Genomic DNA, 23,320 nt, shown 5'->3' with positions numbered 1-23,320 from the left:
AGATCCACACCACCCGACGACACCGCCACCGCACCCGGCGACACCGCCACCCGCGCCGCAAACAACTCCGGCAAGCTACGAAAATCCAACGGCCGAACCGGGCCCGAGCCGTCCACCCCGGACACCAGCCGCAGTCGCCCGACGCGCGTCGACGGGTCGTCCGCCACCTGCGACAGCACCCGCAGCAGCCGGCGCGCGGTCTCCTCGGCGAATGCCTGGTCGAACAGGTCGCCCTGGTAGTCAAGCCGGAACGATAGCCCGCGCGGGGACGGCATCGCGACCAGGGCCAGCGGGTAGTGGGTCGCGTCGAGGCTTTGCGAACGGGTGACCCGCAGCCCGCCGGCGTCCGCAGCCGCGGACAGCGCGTCGGTGTCGATGGGGTAGTTCTCGAAGACCATCTTGGTGTCGAACAGGTCCCCCACGCCGACCTGCTGCTGAATCTCGGCGAGGCCGAGGTACTGGTGCGGCAGTAGCGCGTTCTGCTCACGTTGGATCCGCGCAAGCAGGTCGGTCAGCGTCTCCTCGGGACGCAACCGGAGCCGTAGCGGCAGTGTGTTGATGAACAGGCCGACCATCGACTCGACCCCGGGCAGCTCCGCCGGACGGCCGGAGACGGTCACGCCGAACGTCACGTCGGACTGTCCGGTGGTCTTCGCCAGGGTGAGCGCCCACGCGGCCTGCACCACGGTGTTGAGCGTGACCCCGGCCGCCTGGACCCGGTCCTCCAGCGCGGTCGCCATGCCGTCGGGCAGCTCGAAGTGGATCCGCTCGGGCAGGCCCGGCACCCGGTCGGCCGGCAGCGATCCGGCAACCCGGGTCGGCTGGGCCAGCCCGCCCAGCGCGGTCCGCCAGGCGGCCTTCGCCGCCTCCCGGTCCTGTCCGGCGAGCCAGGTCAGGTAGTCGCGGTACGGCTGGACCGCGGGCAGTCCGGCGGCATCGCCCGAAGTGGTGTAGAGGGTCATCAGCTCGCGTACGAGGATCGGCAGCGACCAGCCGTCAAAGAGCGCGTGGTGGATGGCGATTAGGAAGCGGTGCCGCCGCTTGGCCAGGCGCAGCAGCATGAACCGGATCAGCGGCGGGCGTCCCAGGTCGAACCGGCGCTCCCGGTCGGCAGCGACCAGCCGGTCGGCCTCGGCCTCGATCCGGTTGCCGGGCGTGCCGGTGAGGTCGACCTCGCGGAAATCCAGCGGCACCTCGCGGGCCACCAGCTGGACCCACTCGCCGCTGCGCCGCTGTCGGAAGCCCACCCGCAGGTTCCCGTGCCGGCGCACCAGCGCCGCAGCGGCCTCGCGCAGGGCCTCCGGGTCCAGCTCGCCGTCCAGGTCAAACACCAGTTGGACGGTGTAGATGTCGGCGCCGCCCTCGTCATACACGCTGTGGAAGACGAGGCCCTCCTGCAACGGCGACAGCGGCAGGATGTCCTCAACAACTCGCGACGGTCCGGTCTTCACAGCGCCCCCAACTCCGTGCTCAGTTCTTCCTCGAATTCGTCGATCTCGACCTGGGTGATCGAAGCCACGGCCACGTCGGCGGCGGCCAGCCCAGCCGGTTCCGGCCGGCGGGCCCGGTCGACCAGGCGGTGCAGGGCGGCGAACCACGCGCCGGCCAGCGCGGCCACGCTCGGCTCACTCAGCAGGCCGCCGGCGTAGGTCCAGGAGGCAACCAGGTGCGGCCCGTCCGGTCCGTCGTCGGTCAGCACGTTCAGTTCGAGCACGTGGGCCAGCGGCGCGGCCGGGTTCTCCACCGGCTCGTCGCCGGCCCGGCCCGGCAGCACCGACCAGTCGCCGGCGCCCGCCTCGGCGGTGGTGAACCGGCCGAGGTAGTTGAAGCCGATCTCGGGCGCGGCCGGGCCGGCCACCAGCGGCGCGGTTCGCGGGTTCAAGTGGCGCAGCAGCCCGTAGGTCAGGCCACCGTGCGGCATTCGCCGCAGTTGCTCGCGGATCTCCCGCACGGTCACCGCCGGGTCGGCGGTGGCGCCGCCGGGTGCGGGCAGGCGGACCGGGCGCAGGCTGGTGAGCCAGCCGACCGTACGGCTCAGGTCCGCCCCGTGCAGCAGCCGTTCCTCCCGGCCGTGTCCCTCGATGTCGACCAGCCGGTCGCCGCCGGGCCGGTGCTCGGCGCGGGACCAGTCGTCCAGCGCGATCGCCAGCGCCGCCAGCAGCACCTCGCCGGTCTCCGCGCGCAGCCCGGCCGGCACTTCGGTGAGCAGCGCGGCGGTCGTCTCCGTGGGGAGCGTCCGAGTGATCCGGCGGCCGGTGGCGACGGTGTCGGCGGCCGGGTCGAGCGGGCGGTCGGCCAGCCGGGGGCCGGGCCGGCCGACGATCTGCCGCCACCCGTCGGCCGCGGCCTCGACTGGCGGGGTCGTCGCGAGTTCCTCCAGGTGCCGGGTCCAGCGGCGCAGCGACGTGCCGGCCGGCGCGAGTCGCGGCGTACCGCCCGAGGCGACGGCCCGCCACGCCTCGGCCAGGTCGGGCGCGAGGATGCGCCAGGAGACGCCGTCAACGGCGAAGTGGTGGGCTGCGAGCAGCAGTTCCCCCACCGTCCCGGGCCCGGCGTCGAACCAGATGACCTGCAGTACGGTTCCGTCATCCGGGGACAGCCGATCGATCGCCGCCTCCGTCTCGGCGCGGACGACCGCGGACCGATCCACGACAGCGTTCACGTCGACCCGGCGTACCACCGCGCGGGCGGACACCGCCCCGGCCGGAGGCACCTCCGCGGTGTCCTCACCGACCCGCAGGCGCAGCGCGCCATGCCGGTCCAGCACCGCCTGCACCGCCGCGACCAGGTGGTCCTCGTCGAGGTCGGCCGGCACGGACAGGGTCACCGACTGGTGGAAGCGGCGCGCGCAGCCGCCGCGTCCGGTGTACCAGCGCAGGATCGGCCACAGCGACAGCTCCCCGACGGCCTCCGAGGGGTCCTCGTCCGGTGCCTGCCCTGCCACGTCCGCGACCGCGGCCAACGCCCGCACGGTCCGGTGTTCGAAGACGTCGCCGGTGCCGATCGTCAGGCCGGCCCGGCGGGCACGGCTGACCAGTTGGAGGGCGACGATGCTGTCGCCGCCGAGCGCGAAGAAGTCGTCCTCCGCTCCTACCCCGGGTCGGTGCAGCAGATCGGCGACGATGCCGCCGAGCAGTTCCTCGGCGGCAGTGGCGAGCGGTTCCCCATCCCCGGCGACCGCCTCGGCCGGTTCTGGCAGCGCCGATCGGTCCAGCTTGCCGTTGGTGGTCAGCGGCAGCGCGTCCAGCACGACGATCGCGGCGGGCACCATGTAGTCGGGCAGGCGCGACCCGAGGCGCGCGCGCAGGGCTGCGGTGTCCACCTCGGGAACGGCCGGAACGACGTAGCCGACCAGCCGCTTCTCGCCGGGTCGGTCCTCGCGGATCACCGTCGCGGCACGGGCCACGGCCGGCTCGTCGATCAGCGCGGCGTCGATCTCGCCGAGTTCGATCCGCAGGCCGCGCAGCTTGACCTGATCGTCGGCTCGGCCGGCGAACTCCAACCGGCCGTCGCCGTTCCACCGGGCGAGGTCGCCGGTGCGGTACATCCGCCGGCCGGACGCATCCGTCGGGCAGGGGACGAACCGTTCCGCGGTGAGGCCGGGACGCGCCCAGTACCCACGGGCCACTCCGGCGCCCGCGATGTAGATCTCGCCCACCACGCCCGGCGGGACGGGATGCAGCCGCTCATCGAGGACGAGGACGGTCATGTCGTCGATCGGCCGGCCGATCGGGATCACCGCCGGCAGGTCGTCCCGCCGGTCGGCGGTGACCAGGTGCCGGGTGGCGAAGACGGTGGTCTCGGTCGGCCCGTACCCGTTGACGACCGTGATGCCCGGGGCACCCGCCAGCATCTGCCGCACCGCGCCGGGCTCGACCACGTCACCGCCGGTCCACACCTGCCGGACCCCGGCGAAGGCTCCGGCGTGCTCACCGGCCAGGATCGCGAACAGGCCCGCGGTCAGCCACAGCGCGGTGACACCGCCCTCGGCGACGAGCCCGGCGATGTCGTCGGCCGACAGCCGCCCGGGCGGGGCGACCACCACCTCACCGCCGTTCAGCCAGGCCATCCAGAGTTCCAACGTGAACGCATCCCACGCGTGCGGCGAGTGCAGCAGCACCCGGTCGACCACGCCCTCCCGCCACCACCGGTCCCGGGCGAGCGCGACAATGTCGGCGTGCGAGGCGGCGACGCCCTTCGGCTCGCCGGCCGAGCCGGACGTGAACATGACGCAGGCGACCTGTCCGGGCAGCACCCGGACGCCGGGGTCGCTCGGGTCGCCGCGGTTCAACAGGTCCTCGTCGAGCACCAGGACCCGGGCGGCCCCGGCGATCCGCTCGGCGCGCTCGCGTAGGCCCGGGTCGGTGAGCAGGACGGGCGCTTCGGTCTCCGCGACGATCCACCGCAGACGCTCGTCCGGGTAGGTCTCGCTCAGCGGCACGTAGGCGCCGCCTGCGGTGGTGACCGCGAGCGCGGCGACCGGGAGATCGCCGGTGCGGCCGGTCAGCATCACGACCCGGGTCTCCGGCCGCACCCCGGCGTCGATCAGGTGATGGGCGAGGCGGTTGGCCCGGGCCCGCACCTCGCCGTACTCGCGGGTGACGCCCTGATGCCGCAGCGCTGGGCGGCCCGGGGCACGGTCGGCGTGCTCCGCGAAGAGCGCGGGCAGCGTGCCGGTGAGCGCGGAGCGTACGGCGCCGGTGCCATACTCGCGCAGCGCCTCGTGCTCGTCCGGGGTCAGCACGTCGAGGTCGCCGATGCGCTGCTTCGGGTCGGCGGCGATCGCACGCAGCACCTGTTCGCCGCGCTCGATCAGCCGCAGCGCGCTTCCCGGCTCGAACAGATCGGCGTTGTAGGTGAGCACGCCGCGCAGTTGGGTGCCACCCGCGCCGTCCGGCGTCTCCTCGTAGACGAAAGCGAGGTCGAACTTGGCGTCGCCGAGTTCGACCTCCTTGTCCGCGGCGCGCAGCCCGGGCAGCCCGGACATCGCCTCGGTCGCGGACTGCCCGCCGGCGTTCTGGAAGGTGACCAGCACCTGGAACAGCGGGTGCCGGGCGAGCGTACGAGCCGGGCTGAGTTCGTCCACCAGCCGGTCGAACGGCAGATCCTGATGGGCGTACGCGGACAGGTCGCCTTCCCGCACCCGCGCGAGCAGCTCGGTGAAGCGCGGGTTCCCGGCAAGGTCGGTGCGCAGCACCAGCGTGTTGACGAAGAAGCCGACCAGATCGTCGAGGGCGGCGTCGGTCCGGCCCGCGACCACCGTGCCGAGCGGAATGTCGGTGCCGGCCCCGAGCCGGCTGAGCAGCACCGCGAGCGCGGCCCGCACGACCATGAACGGGGTGGCCTTCAGGGCGCGGGCGACCTCCCCCAGGCCGGCGTAGAGGTCGGTGGGGACCGTGAACCCGATGCTGCCGGCGGCGCCGGTGAGCTGGGCCGGGCGGCGGCGGTCGGCGGGCAGCAACAGCTCGTCGGGGATCCCCGCGAGGGTTTCCCGCCAGTAGGCGAGTTGCGTCACGTACCGGCTGTTCGGGTCGTCCGGGTCACCGAGCAGCTCGCGCTGCCAGCGGGTGTAGTCGGCGTACTGCACCGGCAGGGGTTTCCACCCGGGCGCGGTGCCGGCGCAGCGGGCGGTGTGCGCCTCGGACAGGTCCCGAGCCAGCGGGGTCAACGACCAGCCGTCCGCGGCGACGTGGTGGATCACGACCAGCAGGACGTGATCGTCGGCAGCGAGGCGATAGAGCACGGCCCGCAGCACCGGCCCGGTAGCCAGGTCGAACGGCAGCCGCGCGGCCCGCGCCAGCTCCTCGTCGATGCTCTCCGGGGTGGCCTCGGCGATCGTCAACGCCGGGGTGGCCGCCGCCGGGTCGAGCACGACCTGCACCACGCCGCCGTCGTCCTCGCGGAGCACGGTACGCAGGCTTTCGTGCCGGCCGACCACGTCGCCGAGCGCGGCCTGCAGCTCGGACACCCGCAGGTCGCCGTGCAGGCGGACGGCCAGCGGCACATGGTAGCGGCCGGCGCCCGGCATCCGGTCGAGGGCCCAGAGGCGCAGCTGGCTCGCCGAGACCGGGACCCGGTCGGGGCGAGGGCCGGCGACAAGCGTCGGGCGGTCGTTGATCGCGCCGGGAAGGGCCGCGTCCAGCGAACGAACGGTCGGAGCCTCAAACACGGTACGCACCGACAAGTCCGCCCCCAGGTCGGCCCGGATCCGTGCGACGAGCCGGGTGGCCAGCAGCGAGTGTCCGCCGAGCGCGAAGAAGTCGTCGTCGGCGCCGACCTCGGGCACGCCGAGCACCTCGGCGAACAGTTCGGCGAGCCGGCGCTGGCGGGCGGTGGCCGGCGCGGCGCCCATCGTGACGGCGACAGCCGCAGGGGCGGGGAGTGCGCGGTGGTCGAGCTTGCCGTTGCTGGTCAACGGCAACGCGTCCAGCACGACCACCACGGACGGCACCATGTAATCAGGCAGCCGCGAGGCAAGCCCGACCCGCAACCCCACCGGATCGACACCCTCCCCGCTCGGCACTACATAACCGACGATCCGCTTGTCACCAGGCCGATCCTCACGCACCACCACCGCGCAACGCGCAACGGCCGAATGAGCAGCCAGCACCGACTCAACCTCACCGAGCTCAATCCGGAACCCCCGGACCTTGACCTGGTCATCAACCCGACCAAGAAACTCCACCTCCCCATCCCGACGCCAACGCACCAGATCACCCGTCCGATACATCCGCGCACCCAGCGGCCCGTCCGGATCCGCAACAAACCGCTGCGCAGTCAAACCCGACCGGTTCAAATAACCACGAGCCAAGTTACGACCGGCCAGATAAAGCTCACCCCACACACCAGGCGGAACCGGACACAACCTGTCATCAAGCACACGCAACCGGGTATTCCAAATCGGCCGACCAATCGGCACCGGCCCAGACCCCGCATCACGACGACACTCGTGATACGTAACATCAACAGCCGCCTCCGTCGGCCCGTACAAGTTATACAGAGGCACATCCAGCACCCGATGGAACCGATCAACCAAATCGCGAGACAACGCCTCACCACTGACAAACACCCGACTCAGACCACGCCCACCACCATGCACGGCAACATGCTCAACAAACGGATGCAACATCGACGGCACAAAATGAACCGTCGTAACACCCTCCGCATCGATCAGCCGGGCCAGATAATCGGGATCACGATGCCCATCCGGCCGTGCCACAACCAACGTCGCACCAGTAATCAACGGCCAAAAGAACTCCCACACACTCACATCGAAACCAGCCGGAGTCTTCTGCAACACCCGATCATTACCACCCAACCCATACCGCGCCTGCATCCACGCCAACCGATTAACAATCGCACGATGACTGACCTGCACACCCTTGGGCCGCCCAGTCGAACCAGACGTATAAATGACATACGCCGGATGCTGCGAACCGAACCGCGACACCGGAACAGGCACCCGAACCTCATCACCACCACCGAACAACACCCGCGGCGGCCCCCCAACCGGCAACGTCGCACCAACCTCCACAGTGGTAAGCACAACGACCGGATCAGCATCGGCCAACATGTCAGCGATCCGCTCCACCGGATACCCAGGATCAACCGGCAAATACGCAGCACCAACCTTCAACGTGGCGACCAACCCCACCACCAGATCGACACCACGCGGCACCACCACCGCAACAATCCGCTCAGGCCCCGCACCCCGAGCCGCCAACCACCCCGCCACCCGATCCGCAGCCGCATCCAACTCCGCATACGTAAGCCGGACACCCTCGAAAACCAAAGCAACAGCATCCGGCGTACGCGCCACCTGCTCAGCCAACAAAACAGACAACGTCGTGTCCCCGACCACACGATCCGTCGCATTCCAAACATGCCGCAACCCATGCCACTCAACCGGAACGAGCACGTCGAAGCGGGACACCGGCCGGCGCGGGTCCTGCACCGCGGTCTCCAGCACCTGCAGCAGCCGGTCAGCGAGGCGTTGCGCGGTCTGCGGGTCGAAAAGATCGGTGCGGTAGATGAGGCGGCCGTCGAGACCCAGTGCGCTGGCCCCCGGACCGGTCCGCTCCGACACATCCACCAGCAGGTCGAACTTCGCCGCGGCCGTGGGTACGGGCTGCGGGGTCACCTTGAGGCCGGGCAGCGCGGCCACCAGGTCACCGGCGTTTTGGCCCGCGGCGCCGTCGATGTTCAGCGCCACCTGGAAGAGGGGGTGGCGGCCGAGCGAGCGGGCCGGGTTGAGCACCTCGACCAGCCGCTCGAACGGCACATCCTGGTGGGCGTACGCGGCCAGGTTGGTGTGCCTGACCCGGCCGAGCAGCTCGCGGAAGGCCGGATCGCCACTGAGGTCGGTGCGCAGCACCAGCGTGTTCACCAGCACCCCGACAACGTTCTCGAGGGCGGCATCGGCGCGGTGCGCGACCGGGGTGCCGATCGGGATGTCGGTGCCGGCACCGAGCCGGTGCAGCAGCGTGGCGACCGCGGCCTGCAGCACCATGAACAGCGTGGTCTGGTGGTCGCGAGCCAGCCGTACCAGGCCGGCGTGCAGCGTGGGCGGGACGGTGAACGGGACGGTGCCGCCGCGTGGCACGCCGGTGGTCCGGCGAGGCCCGTCGGTGGGCAGTGCCAGTTCCTCGGGCAGCCCGCTCAGCCGCTCCCGCCAGTAGGCCAGGTCGCGGTGGGCGCGGCTGCCCGGATCCTGCTCGTCGCCGAGTTCGTCGCGCTGCCAGAGGGTGAAGTCGGCGTACTGCACCGGCAGCGGCGCCCAGCCAGGGGTTTCGCCGTCCAGGCGCGCGGCGTACGCGGTGGCCAGGTCGGCGGCGAGCGGCGGCAGCGAGGCGGCATCGCCTGCCACGTGGTGCAGCACCAGCAACAGGACGTGGACGTCGTCGGCGAGCCGGTAGAGCCGGGCCCGCAGCGGCGACCGGCTCGCCAGGTCGAAGGGCTCCTCGCTGTCGGCGGTCATCCGGGCGGCGAGGTCCGGCTCGTCGACCCGGACGACCGGCAGGACCGGCCGGGCCGCCTCCGGGTCGAGGACGATCTGGTACGGACCCTCGTCGTCCTCCGCGAAGACGGTGCGCAGCGACTCGTGACGGTCGGCCACGTCGCCGAGCGCGGCCCGCAGCGCGCCGACGTCCAGCCGTCCGGTCAGGCGCAGCGCGGCCAGCATGTGGTAGCTGGGATCGGTGGCGTCCAGCCGGTGAAGGAACCAGAGACGCCGCTGCGCGGGCGCGGCCGGTACCCGGGCGGGCCGGTTCGCCGCGGACGGGACCGGCCGGGCCGCCGCGGCGTGCCCGATCGCCGCGGCCAGCCCGGCGACGGTCGGGGTGTCGAAGACCTGCCGCACCGGCACGTCAGCGGCGAACGCGCTCCGGACCCGCCCGATCAGCCGGGTGGCGAGCAGCGAGTGGCCGCCCAGGTCGAAGAACGGGTCGTCGATGCTCACCTCGGGCAATCCGAGCGTCTCCGCGAAGATTCCGCAGAGTAGTTCCTCCTGCAGGGTGCGCGGCGCCCGGCCGGCCCCCCGCGCGACCGTGCCGGGGGCGGGCAATGCGGCGGTGTCGAGCTTGCCGTTCGGGGTGACCGGCAGGTCCGGCAGTACTACGAGCGCACCGGGAACGAGATGGGTGGGCAGGGTCGCGGCGAGCCGGGCGCGCAGGGCGGCGGGGTCCGGTTCGGACTCCGGGCGGTCGCGCACGACGTAGCCGACCAGCGTGCGCTCGCCCGGCTGGTCCTCGCGGACGACCACGGCGGCACGGCCGACGCCGGGCTCGCGAAGCAGCGCGGACTCGATCTCGCCGGGCTCGATCCGGAATCCGCGCAGCTTGATCTGGTGGTCGGCGCGGCCGAGGAACTCCAGGGAACCGTCGTCGCGGCGGCGGACCAGGTCGCCGGTGCGGTACATCCGCTCCCCTGGCGCTCCGAACGGGCAGGCCACGAAGCGTTGGGCCGCCAGGGCGGGCCGGCCGAGGTAGCCGCGGGCCAGGCTGGCGCCGGCGACGTGGAGTTCGCCGGGCGCGCCGGGCGGCACCGGCAGCAGGTTGGCGTCGAGCACGTACACCCGGGTGTTGCGGATCGGGCGGCCGATCGGCGGAAGCTCGGCGCCGGCGAGCGGGTCGCTCATCGTGACGCAGACCGTCGACTCGGTCGGCCCGTATGCGTTGATCATCCGGCGGCCGGCGGACCAGCGCTCCACCAGCTCTGGCGGGCATGCCTCGCCGGCCACCACCAGGCTGGTCACGGTCGGCAGCGCGGTGGGGTCGAGCACGGCGAGCGCGGACGGCGGCAGCGTCACGTGGCTGATCCGCTGCCGGGCGAGCAGACCCGCTAGCGGCTCGCCGGGGTGCATGTCCTCGGGGTCGGCGAAGACCGCCGTCGCGCCGCACAACAGCGCCATGCACAGCTCGGAGACCGCCGCGTCGAAGCTCGGCGAGGCGAACTGGAGCACCCGGCTTTCGGCGTCGACGGCGAACCGGTCGATCTGCCCGGCCGCGAGGCTGGCGATGCCGCGGTGGGTGACCACGACGCCCTTCGGCCGACCGGTCGACCCGGAGGTGTAGATGACGTACGCCGCCTGGTCGAGCCGCAGCGGCACGCTGGCCGGGCCGGACGGTTGCGCGGCGAGCGCCGCCCGGGTCTGCGCCGCGTTCAGGGCCAGCACCTCGGCCGGGCCGGACGGCACCGAGCCGGCCAGCTCGGTGGTGGTCAGCACCAGCTTCGGCGCGGCGTCGTTGAGCAGGTACGCGATCCGCTCCGCGGGATAGTTCAGGTCGACCGGCACGTACGCGGCGCCGGCCTTGAGCACACCGAGCACGGCGACCGCGAAGTCCGGCGAGCGGGGCAGCGCCAGCGCGATCCGGTCCTCGCGGCGGACGCCCCGGGCAGCCAGCAGCCGGGCCAGCCGGTCGGCGCGGGCGTTCAGCTCCGCGTAGGTGGCCTCGTCGCGCGGTCCGGTCACCGCGATCCGGTCCGGAGTGCGGGCGGCCTGCCGTTCGAACAGCTCCGGCCAGGTGACCGCGGTCGGTTGGGATGCGGTGTCGTTGTCCCGCACCAGGACCAGGTCCCGCTCGGCCGGGGTGAGCAGATCGAGCCGCCCGGCCGGGGTCCGCGGTTCGCGCGGGACCGCGCGAAGCACCGTCAGCAGCTGATCGGCGACCCGGCGGGCGGTGCCGTCCCCGACCAGGGCGGGCCGGTGGTCCAGGCGGAACCGTAGCTCGTCGCCGGGCATCGCCATCAGCCCGAGCGCGTAGTGGGTAGCGTCCCGGACGGTCACGCCGGTGATCCGCAGACCATGGGTGACCGTACGGCCGGTGACCGAGTCGAACGGGTAGTTCTCGAACACCGTCGACGTGTCGAACAGTTCGCCCAGGCCGTGGTCGTGCTGGATCTCGGCGAGTGAGGCGTGCTGGTGCGGCAGCAGCCGGGCCTGCTCGGCCTGCAGCCGGGTGAACAGGTCGGCGAGCGGCTCCGCCGGGCGCACGGTGACCCGTAACGGCACGGTGTTCACGAACATGCCGGCCATCCGCTGGATGCCGGGCACCTCGGCGGGCCGGCCGGCCACGGTGACGCCGGTGACCACGTCGGCGGTGCCGAGCAGGCGGCCGAGGACCACCGCCCAGGCGCCCTGGACGACGGTGTTCAGCGTTAGCCCGTGGCCGCGCGCCCACCGGGTGAGCACGGCGGTGTCCGCGGCGTCGAGGCCGAACGTACGGCTGACCGGCGGGTCCCCGGCCGCGGTCACGGCGCCCGGAGCCACCCGGGCCGGCTCGGTGAGCCCGGTGAGCGTCTCGCGCCAGGCGGTCCGGGCCGCCGCCGCGTCCTGCTGGACGAGCCAGGCGTGGTAGTCGCGCAGCGGCGGAACCGCCGCGGTGTCCGCTCCGGTGGCGTACGCCGCGCACAGGTCTTCCAGCAGCACCGGCAGCGACCAGCCGTCCAGCAGAATGTGGTGGTTGGTCAGCGCCAGCCGCTGCCGGCCGGGCCCGAGCCGCAGCAGCAGGAACCGCAGCAGTGGCGGGGTGGCGAGGTCGAACCGGCGGCGCAGGTCCTCCTCAAGCAGCCGGCCGGCCTCGTCGCGCTGCTTCTCCGGGGCCAGTCCGCTCAGGTCATGCTCGGCCCAGGGCAGCGCCGCGTCGCGCCGGATCACCTGGGCGGCCCGGCTCAACGACTCGTACCGGAACGTCGCGCGCAGCGCCGGGCGACGGGCCAGGATCTGCTCGGCGGCTGCCCGCAGCCGTCCCGCGTCGAGCACGCCGTCCAGGTCGAGCACGGTCTGCACGTGGTAGACGTCCGGCGTGTCGGCGTCGTACGCGTGGTGGAAGAGCAGTCCCTCCTGCAACGGGGACAGCGGCAGGATGTCTTCGATCGAGCGGCTCACCGAAACTCCAATTCGGCCTCGAGCAGGTCGATGTCCTGCTGGTTGAGACGGGACAGTGCGACGTCGGACGGGGCGAGTCCGCCGGCGTTGGCGCCGCGTGCGTGATGGGCCAGCCCGCGCAGATGGGCGAACCACCGGTCGGCGAGCCGGGCGATCTCGGCCGCGCCGGTGATCCGGCTCGCCCAGGTGAACCGGGCCACCAGTTCCGGCCCCGCTGCCCCGGCCACGGTGACGGCGTTGACCTCAACCAGGTGGGCGAGCGGCTGGTCAGCACCGGCCGGCTCGGTGACGTCCGGTCCCTCGGGCAGCGCGGCCCAGTCGTCGTCGCGGGCCGCGAACCGGCCGAGGTAGTTGAACCCGATCGCCGGTTCCGGCCAGTCCTCGAACGTGCCGGCGGTGTCCGAGTTCAGGTAGCGCAGCAGCCCATAGCCGATGCCGCCGTCCGGCACCGCGCGCAACTGCTCCTTGATCTGCTTGACCAGGTGGCCGGCCCCGACGGTGCCGGCCACCGCGCCCGGGTCGATCCGCCGCAGGTCGAGCCGCACCGGGTACTGGCTGGTGAACCACCCGACGGTGCGGGACAGGTCGGCGCCGGGGCGCAGGTGGTCGGCGCGACCGTGCCCCTCGACCGCGAGCACCACCTCGTCGCGCGGTGTGTCGTCGAGTTCGGACAGCCACTGGACCAGGGCCGGGGCGAGCCCGGCGAGCAGCACCTCGTCAACGCCGGCCTGGTAGGTGGCGGCGGCGCCGAGCAGCGCCTCGGTCGTCGCCGGGTCGAGGCGTACGATGCTGCGGCCGGCGGTGCCCGCGGTGTCGGCTGCCGGGTCGAGCCGCCGCCAGGCGGGCCGCGGCTCCGCCGCGAGCGTCTGCCGCCACCAGGACAGGTGCCCGGTGTGCCGAGCGGAGCGGGCCTCGCCGGTCAGCCAGTACGCCCAGTCCCGCAGCCCGGTGCCGGTCGGCTGCAGGTTCGGCTCCCGCTCCTCGGCCACCGCGGTCCACGCCTCGGCCAGGTCGGGCAGCAGGATCCGCCAGGAGACGCCGTCGACGACCAGGTGGTGGGCGATGACCAGCAGTCGGCCCTCGGCCGGCCCGGGGTCGAACCAGACCAGTTCGAGCATCCTGCCGGCGTCCGGGTCCAGGCGGTTCCGGGCGGCCGCTGCCTCGGCCCGGACGATCGCGTCGAGCCGGTCCGGGTCGGCCCCGGCGGTGTCGGCTCGGCGGACCAGGCTCTCGGCGCGGACCAGTCCGGCGGCCCGGATCTCCAGCCGGCCGGAGTCGGCGGTGGAACGCCGCAGGCGCAGGGCGTCATGGTGGTCGAGGACCGCCTGCACCGCGGCCACCAGCCGGTCGGTGCCGAGGCCGGCCGGTACCCGCAGCAGCATCGCCTGGTGGAACCCGGCGTCGCCGCCGAGCCTGGCGTAGCGCCGCATCAGCGGCAGCCCGGGCAGCTCACCCTCGGCGGCCACGGCCGCGGCGGCGGTCGCCGGGGTCAGCGCGGTGGCCACCCCGGCCAGCGCGGCGACCGTGCGGTGCTCGAACACGTCGCGGGCGGTGAGCAGCAGGCCGGCCCGGCGGGCCCGGGCGACCAGTTCGAGCGCGAGAATGCTGTCGCCGCCCAGGTCGAAGAAGCCGTCGTCGGCGCCGACCCGGGGCAGTCCGAGCACCTCGACGAACAGCTCGGCCATCCGGGTCTCGGCGGGGCCGTGCGCGACCCGTCCTGCGCCGGCCGGTTCGGTGCTGGGCACGGGGAGTGCGCGGTGGTCGAGCTTGCCGTTGCTGGTCAACGGCAACGCGTCCAGCACGACCACCACGGACGGCACCATGTAATCAGGCAGCCGCGAGGCAAGCCCGACCCGCAACCCCACCGGATCGACACCCTCCCCGCTCGGCACTACATAACCGACGATCCGCTTGTCACCAGGCCGATCCTCACGCACCACCACCGCGCAACGCGCAACGGCCGAATGAGCAGCCAGCACCGACTCAACCTCACCGAGCTCAATCCGGAACCCCCGGACCTTGACCTGGTCATCAACCCGACCAAGAAACTCCACCTCCCCATCCCGACGCCAACGCACCAGATCACCCGTCCGATACATCCGCGCACCCAGCGGCCCGTCCGGATCCGCAACAAACCGCTGCGCAGTCAAACCCGACCGGTTCAAATAACCACGAGCCAAGTTACGACCGGCCAGATAAAGCTCACCCCACACACCAGGCGGAACCGGACACAACCTGTCATCAAGCACACGCAACCGGGTATTCCAAATCGGCCGACCAATCGGCACCGGCCCAGACCCCGCATCACGACGACACTCGTGATACGTAACATCAACAGCCGCCTCCGTCGGCCCGTACAAGTTATACAGAGGCACATCCAGCACCCGATGGAACCGATCAACCAAATCGCGAGACAACGCCTCACCACTGACAAACACCCGACTCAGACCACGCCCACCACCATGCACGGCAACATGCTCAACAAACGGATGCAACATCGACGGCACAAAATGAACCGTCGTAACACCCTCCGCATCGATCAGCCGGGCCAGATAATCGGGATCACGATGCCCATCCGGCCGTGCCACAACCAACGTCGCACCAGTAATCAACGGCCAAAAGAACTCCCACACACTCACATCGAAACCAGCCGGAGTCTTCTGCAACACCCGATCATTACCACCCAACCCATACCGCGCCTGCATCCACGCCAACCGATTAACAATCGCACGATGACTGACCTGCACACCCTTGGGCCGCCCAGTCGAACCAGACGTATAAATGACATACGCCGGATGCTGCGAACCGAACCGCGACACCGGAACAGGCACCCGAACCTCATCACCACCACCGAACAACACCCGCGGCGGCCCCCCAACCGGCAACGTCGCACCAACCTCCACAGTGGTAAGCACAACGACCGGATCAGCATCGGCCAACATGTCAGCGATCCGCTCCACCGGATACCCAGGATCAACCGGCAAATACGCAGCACCAACCTTCAACGTGGCGACCAACCCCACCACCAGATCGACACCACGCGGCACCACCACCGCAACAATCCGCTCAGGCCCCGCACCCCGAGCCGCCAACCACCCCGCCACCCGATCCGCAGCCGCATCCAACTCCGCATACGTAAGCCGGACACCCTCGAAAACCAAAGCAACAGCATCCGGCGTACGCGCCACCTGCTCAGCCAACAAAACAGACAACGTCGTGTCCCCGACCACACGATCCGTCGCATTCCAAACATGCCGCAACCCATGCCACTCGATTGGCGCGAACACGTCGACGGCGCTCAGCGGCCGCTCGGGATCGGCGGCGACCGCGGCCAGCAACCGGCCGAGCCGGTCGGTGAGGTCGCGGGCGGTCGCCTCGTCGAAAAGATCGACGCTGTACTCCAGAGAGCCGGCCAGCCCGGCCGGGGCGCCGTCCGCGCCGTGCTGCTCGCCGAACGTGACCGCGAGGTCGAACTTGGCGTCACCCGGGTCGGCCGGCACCCGGTCGACGGCCAGGCCGGGCAGCTGGGCGACCGCGTCGAACGCAGCCTGGTCGGCGGTGTTGTTGAGGATCAGCATCACCTGGAACAGCGGGTGCCGGGCCAGCGACCGGTTCGGCCGCAGGGCCTCGACCAGCCGCTCGAACGGCAGGTCCGGGTGCGCGTAGGCGCCGAGCGCGGCATCCCGCGCGCGGTCGAGCAGCTCGCCGAAGGCCGGGTCGCCACCGGTGTCCAGGCGCAGCACCAGCGTGTTGACGAAGAACCCGACCAGCTCGTCGAGAGCCTCGTCGGCGCGGCCGGCGACCGGCACGCCGATCGGGATGTCGGTGCCGGCACCAAGCCGGGTCAGCAGCCCAGCGAGCGCGGCGTGCAGGACCATGAACAGCGTGGCCCCGCGACCGGCGGCGACCTCGGCGAGCGCGGCGTGCAGGTCGGCCGGCACGGTGAACTCGACCCGTCCGCCGCGGTGGGTCGGCGCCGCGGGCCGCGGCCGGTCGGTGGCGAGCGTGAGCTCCTCGGGCAGCCCGGCGAGCGTACGCGACCAGTAGTCGAGCTGCCGGGCGGCCACACTCTGCGGGTCCTGCTCGTCGCCGAGGAGGTCGCGCTGCCAGAGCGTGAAGTCGACGTACTGCACCGGCAGCGGCGTCCAGTCCGGGGCCGCACCGGCGCGTCGTCGGGCGTACGCGGTGGTGAGGTCGCGGGCGAGCGGGCCGAACGACCAACCGTCCGCGCAGACGTGGTGCAGCACGATCAGCAGCACGTGCTCGTCCGGTGCCAGGGCCAACAGCGTGCAGCGAATCGGCAGGTCCGCGACCAGGTCGAACGGCTTACGGGCGAGCCGTGCGAGGCGATCGGCCAGCTCGTCCCGAGTGACGCTCAGCCGGTCCAGGAGCGGCGCGACGGCGGGCAGCACGATCTGCTGCGGGGTGGCCCCGTCCGCGCCGAACACCGTCCGGAGGCTCTCGTGCCGCTCGGCCAGGTCGGCCAGCGCCGCTTCCAGCGCGGGCACGTCCAGCTCGCCGGTCAACCGCAGCGCGACCGGCAGGTGATAGGCGGCGCTCGCCCCGTCCACCTGATCGAGGACCCAGAGCCGGCGCTGCGCATGGGACAGCGGGACCCGGGCGGGCCGAGGGACGACCGGGGTGAGCGGCGGCCGGGGGGATCCCCCGGTGCGGGCAGCGTCCAGCAGCGCCGCGACCGCAGCCGACGTACGCGCCTCGAACAGCTCGCGGACCGGCAGGTCCACGCCGGACGCGGCGCGAATCCGGCTGACCAGCCTCGCGGCCAGCAACGAGTGGCCGCCGAGCGCGAAGAAGTCGTCATGCACCCCGACCGTGGGCCGACCGAGCACGTGCGCGAACGCACCCAGGACCAGTTCCTCGGCGGCGGTGCGCGGTCCCCGCCCGGCCGGCGCCGCGGCGTACGCGGGTGCGGGCAGCGCACGCCGGTCGAGCTTGCCGTTCGGGGTGGCGGGCAGCGCGTCGAGGATCACCGCGGCGGCGGGAACCATGTAGGCGGGCAGGGTCCGGGCGGCCCAGTCCCGTACGTCGGCCGGTTCGGGCCGGTGCCCGGCGGCCGGCACGACGTAGGCGACCAGCCGCGCGTCACCGGGTTGATCCTCACGCACGACGACCGAGGCCCGGGCGATCTCCGGGCGGGCGGCGAGAACCGCCTCGATCTCGCCCGGCTCGATCCGGTGCCCGCGCAACTTGACCTGGTGGTCCGCCCGACCGCCGTACTCCAGCGTGCCGTCCGCGGTCCACCGGGCGAGGTCGCCGGTGCGGTACATGCGGGCACCGGACGGGCCGAACGGGCAGGCCACGAACCGCTCGGCGGACAGCGCGGGCTGGCGCAGGTAGCCCCGGGCCAACCCGTGGCCGGCCAGGTACAGCTCGCCGTGGACGCCCGGGGGGACCGGGCGCAGGTCGGCATCGAGAACGTACGCCTGGGTGTTGTCGATCGGGCGGCCGATGCCCGGCACGCCGTCGCCGGCCTGGACCGGTGCCGCGGTTGACCAGACCGTAGTCTCGGTCGGACCGTAGAGGTTGAGGACCGCGGCGGCGCGGCCGGTCAGCGTGGCAGCGAGTTCCGGCGGCAGTGCCTCGCCGCCGACCAACACGCGTACACCGGTCAGGTCCGCCGTGGTGTCGGTGGTCAGCGCGTGCCACAGGCTCGGCGTCGCCTGCATCACGGTGATCTCCTGCCGGGCCAGTTCGGCCGCGAGCGCGGCCGGATCGCGCACCACGTCCCAGTCGGCGACCACCACGGTGGTTCCGGTGACCAGTGGCAGGAACAGCTCAAGAACCGCGATGTCGAAGCCGGCCGTGGTGACGGCGAGCAGCCGGTCGTCCGGTTCGAGCGGGACGAGGTCGGCCATCGCGGTGAGGAAGTTGCCCATCGCGCCCAGCGGCACGACCACGCCCTTGGGCCGGCCGGTCGACCCGGAGGTGTAGATGACGTACGCCGGACGGTTCGTCCAGTCGGCGCGTGCCGGGCGGTCGAAGGTGGGGGCGGGCTCGATCTCCACGCGGTCGAGCAGAAACATCGGGGTGTCGCCGGTGAAAAGCGCGCCAGCGGTGGTGAGCGTGACGACCGGCTCGGTGTCGGCCAGCATCAGCGCGATCCGCTCAGCCGGGTACGACGTGTCCAGCGGCAGGTAGGCCGCACCGGTCTTGAGCACCGCGAGCAGCGCGACGACCAGGTTCTCGTCGCGGGGCAGCGCGACCGCGACGTACGTGTCCGGTCGGGCGCCGTGCTCGGCGAGCTGCCGGGCCAGCCCGTTCGCCCGGGCGTCGAGCTGCGCGTAGGTGAGGCGCCGGCTGCCGTGCACGACCGCGGTCCGGTCCGGGGTGGCGGCCACCCGCTGCTCGAAGCGTCGCACCGGGTCGCCGCCGTCGGGCGTACGCGCGGTGTCGTTCCACCCGGTGAGCATCAGCTCGCGCTCGGCCGGGCCAACAAGGTCGACTCTGGACACCAGCGTCTCCGGCTCGTTGGCGAGCGTGTGCAGCGCGCGGCCCAGCCGCTCGGCCGTCGACCGGGCGGCCGCAGTACCGATCAGTTCGCGCTGGTAGTCGAGCCGGAACCGCAACCGCTCGCCGGGCAGCACGACCAGCGTGAGCGGGTAGTGCGTGGCGTGCCGGGTCTCCGCCGCGCCGATTCGCAGCCCCTCGGCGCCGGCCAGCGCTTCGAGCGCGGCCCGGTCCACCGGGTAGTTCCCGAACAGCACGAGCGTGTCGAACAGCTCGCCGAGCCCGGCCTCCCGCTGGATCTCGGCGAGCCCGAGGCTCTGGTGGTCGAGCAGGGCGGCCTGTTCGTCGCGGATCCGGCCGAGCAGATCGGCGAGCGGCTCGGCGGAGCGCAGTCGGACCCGCGCGGGCACGGTGTTGATGAGCAGGCCGACAATCCGCTCGGCGCCCAGCAGGTCGGCGGGCCGGCCGGCGACGGTCATCCCGAACACCACGTCCCGGCGACCGGTGAGCTGGGCGAGCACAAGCGCCCACGCGGCCTGGACGACGGTGTTGACGGTCACGCCGTGCCGGCGCGCGGTCGCGGCGACCGCGGCCGAGTCGGCGACGGAGAGTTCGAGAACGGTCTCGTCCGGCCGGGCCGGACCGCGGCCGGGTTCGGCGGCCGCTACCCGGGTGGGCTCCTCCAGCCCGGCGAGCACGTCCCGCCACGCCGCGATGGCGGCGTCCCGGTCCTGCGCGGCGAGCCAGGCGAGATGCTCGGCGTGCGAGGGCGCCGGGGCGGCGGTGGCCGGGTCCCCGCCGCGGTGGTACAGCGTCAGCAGGTCGTGTACGAGCACCGGCAGCGACCAGCCGTCGAGCAGGATGTGGTGGGCGGTCAGGACCAGTTGGTGCCGGTCGTCGGCCAGCCGCAGCAGGAGGAAGCGCGCCAAGGCATCGCCGTCGAGGTGGAAGGGGCGGCTGCGCTCCTCGTCGAGGACCGAGCCGACTGGCGCGTCGTCGCCCAGTCCGGCCAGGTTCACCTCCCGCCACGAAACGACACCGGTCGCCGGAACGACCTGGACGGGTCGGCTCAGGCCGGTGTGCCGCAGTACGGCACGCAACCCGGTGTGCCGGGCGGCCAGGGCGTCAGCGGCGGCGCGCAGCGCGGCCGCGTCCAGTTCGCCATGCAGTTCCACGCCGACCTGCACCGTGTAGGGGTCGACGTCGCCTCGGTCGTGGAGGGCGTGGTAGAGCAGCCCTTCCTGCAGCGGCGTGAGCGGCAGCACCTGGACCGCCTGGTCCCCGCCGGTCACCCGCACCAGTTCGGCCTCGGGCAGCGGCGCCGGAACGCGTTCCCGGGCCGGGCCGTCGACGGTTGTCGAGTCGGCACACGCCGCGGCCAACGCCGCCACCGTACGGTGCTCGAAGACGTCCTTCGTGGTCATGTCGAAGCCGGCCCGGCGCGCCCGGTTCGCGAGGTGCAGTGCCGTGACGCTGTCGCCGCCGAGATCGAAGAAGCCGTCGTCGATCCCGACCGGCCCATCTCCGAGTACGTCCGCGAACAACTCGCACAGGCGGGCCTCACGTGCGGTGCGGGCCGGCCGCCCGGAGCCCGCGGCGGCGATGTCGGGTTCGGGCAGCGCCCTGACATCCACCTTCCCGTTGGGGGTCAGGGGCAACCGCGACAGGGTGAGCACCGCGACGGGCACGTACTGCGCGGGTAGCCGGGCGGCGACGAAGGCGGCCAGGTCACCGGCTGTCGGCCGGGCCGGTCCGACGGGCACGACATACGCCACCAGACGAGCGCGGTCGAGATGGTCGCGCCGAGCGGCGACGATGCAGCGCTCGACGTCCGGATGGGCCGCCAGCACCGCCTCGACCTCTCCGGGTTCCACCCGCATACCCCGAATCTTGACCTGATGGTCGGCGCGTCCGACGTACTCGATCCGCCCGTCCGGCCGCCAGCGCACCACGTCGCCCGTGCGGTACATCCGGCCGCCGGCCGGCCCGTACGGGTCGGCCACGAAGCGCTCGGCGGTCAGGCCGGACTGGCCGACGTAGCCGCGGGCCAGCCCGTCGCCGGCGATGTACAGCTCACCGCTGACCCCCGGTGGCACCGGGCGCAGCGCGGCGTCCAGCACCCAGGCACGCGTGTTCCAGATCGGTCGCCCGATGGTGACGACGCCGTCGTCGCAGGAGGCGTACAGGCTGTCGCCGGCAGCCTCCGAGGCTCCGTAGAAGTTGACGAGCCGAGCGTGTGGCAGCGCCTTGGCCAACTTTTCCGGGTACGACGGAGGCAGGGCCTCACCGCCCGCGATCCACAGGGTGCACGATCCCAGTCGCTCCGGCCGTTCGTCCTCCAGCAGCGCCCCGAGCAGGCTGGGCACCAGCGCCATCCGGCCGATCTCGTGTCGCTCGACCAGTTCGACGATCTGCCCATGACGGGCGGCGTCGGCGCCGCCGAAAGAATCGGGCAGGACAATGGTGGCACCGTTCAACAGCGCGCCGATCAGCTCGTTGTTGCTGTCGACGAATGCCAGCGAACCCTTCGCCAGTACCGGCTCGCCGGCCTGGTAGGGGAACTCCTCGGCGTACCAGGCATGCCTGTTCACCAGCGCGGTGTGGGTGCCCAGGACGCCCTTTGGAGCTCCGGTCGAGCCTGAGGTGTAGATCACGTTCGCCACCATGTGCTCGGAGAGCGGCCGCAGCCGGTCGGCGTCGCACAGGTTGTCGCCCCGCTGGCGGCCCACCTCCGTACGGACGTCGGGGTGGTCCAGACGGACCACCGGCACCGCGTCCACGGTCCTTCCGCCGCCGGTGGTGAGCGCGACGATCGGCCGGGCGTCGGCGAGCATGAGGGAGATCCGCTCGGCAGGATGGTCGAGGTCCACGGGCAGGTACGCCGCGCCGGTCTTCAGCACCGCCAGCATGGACACGAGCAGTTCGGGCGAGCGCGGCAGCAGCAGCGCCACGAAACGTTCCGGGCCCACGCCCCGCCCGACCAGATACCGAGCCAGTTCGTTCGCCCGGGCGTTCAGCTCCCCATAGGTGATCGAGCCCATCGCCGAGCTGACCGCCACGGCGTCCGGGGCCTGCCGGACGCGCCGCTCGAACCACTCCGGCACGGTATGGTCGGTGACCCTGCGGCGCGTGTCGTTCCAGCTCCGCAGCACCAGGGAGGTTTCGGCTGGTGAGGTCAGCAGGGTGGCGGCCAGAGGACGGCCGGGCTTGTCCAGAAGCCGTTCGAGGTGTCCGACGAGGCGCTCATGATGGTCGGCCAACCAGGTCGCACCGTGGCCGCCGGAGTCCGCCTCCAACTCCAGCTCGATCTGGTCACCGCGCGGGTCCCCGTAGGCGGTGACGGCCAACTGCCGAACCATCCCCTTGGCCACCTGATGCGACGTGGCGCGACACGGCCCGAACCGCTGCTCCCCGCCGAGGGCGAGGACGTTGACGGTGGCCTCGTACAAGCCGCCCGGCGCGCCCGCGTGACGCAACTCCCGGCGGATCTCCTCGCCTCGGTAGCGCTGGTGGCGCAGCAACGCGCCAATCCGCTCGGTCACCTGGCGCACCAGTTGGGTGAATGTCATCCCCGGCCGTACGGCCAGGCGTAGCGGTAATTCGTTCGACAGCATCGCGGGGGTACGCAGCGCGGCCGGAGTGGACCGTGCCGCGACCGGCACACCGATCACCACGTCCCCGGTGCCGCTGATCCCGTGCAAATAGGCGGCCGTGCCGGCGATGAGCACGGTCGACCATCGGCTGCGCGTCGTTCGCGCCACGCTGCGCAGAGCAGCCAACTGGTGGTCGTTCAGACCGGCGTGACAATGCAGGACCCCGGCCGGATCCGCCCCGCCGGAGCCGGCGATCCGAGTGCCCTCCGGCACGACGGCGAACTCGTCCGACCAGAACCGGCGCTCCCGGTCGTAGAGCGGGGACCCGCGGTACTCCCGGTCCTCGGCGACGACGACGGCCAAGGGCTGCGCCGGCGTCGGGGCCGGCGTGGTCCCGGCGACCAGCGCGGAGTAGACCTCCGCCACCCGGCGCAGGTGCAGCGCCTGCCCGTATCCGTCGAGGACGATGTGGTGGTAGCGGAAGAAGAGCAGGTGCCGCTCCTCGGCCAGCCGCAGCACGGCGTGCTCGGCGACCGGCCCGCCGGTCAGGTCGATGGGTGCCGTGGTGGCCCGACGCAGCCAGTCGTGCGCGGCCTCGGCGGGTTCGGGATCACCGGTCAGGTCCACGATCCGCAACGGCTCGTCCGCGACCGGGCCGACGACCTGCCGTACGCCGGCGTCGTCCTCGATGAAGCGGACCCGCAGCGCCTCCGCGTCCGCCAGGGCACGGTGCACCGCGGACGACAACGCCGTCAGGTCGAGCGGGCCATGGATGTCCTGGTAGGTGCCGCAGTTGTAGAGCGGAAGGTCCGGCCGCAGCGACTGCGCGATCCAGATCTCCTGTTGGGCCGCTGTCAGGGGCAGATGCACCGAT

3 protein-coding genes are annotated in these 23,320 nt (G+C 72.3%); all 3 read right to left on the bottom strand.

Annotated features, from left to right (window positions below):
* Positions 1 to 1,451, bottom strand: a 1,451-nt coding sequence (locus AB0C20_RS15620) for a condensation domain-containing protein (RefSeq protein WP_357568243.1), incomplete at its 3' end; no start/stop codon positions are given.
* The gene (locus AB0C20_RS15615) at positions 1,448 to 12,385 is read right to left on the bottom strand and encodes an amino acid adenylation domain-containing protein (RefSeq protein ID WP_357568242.1); all 10,938 of its coding nucleotides are present in this window, start codon (positions 12,383 to 12,385) and stop codon (positions 1,448 to 1,450) included. The genes AB0C20_RS15615 and AB0C20_RS15620, both read right to left, overlap by 4 nt.
* Positions 12,382 to 23,316, bottom strand: coding sequence for an amino acid adenylation domain-containing protein (locus tag AB0C20_RS15610; RefSeq protein ID WP_357568241.1), 10,935 nt, complete (start codon positions 23,314 to 23,316; stop codon positions 12,382 to 12,384). Before AB0C20_RS15610 ends, AB0C20_RS15615 begins: the two co-directional genes overlap by 4 nt.
* Positions 23,317 to 23,320: the final 4 nt, after the last annotated feature.

It is taken from the genome of Micromonospora sp. NPDC048843, assembly GCF_040649965.1.
GTDB lineage: Bacteria > Actinomycetota > Actinomycetes > Mycobacteriales > Micromonosporaceae > Micromonospora > Micromonospora hortensis.
Note: the sequence above shows the minus strand (reverse complement) of the source record. Positions and strands in the feature narration are given on the sequence as shown.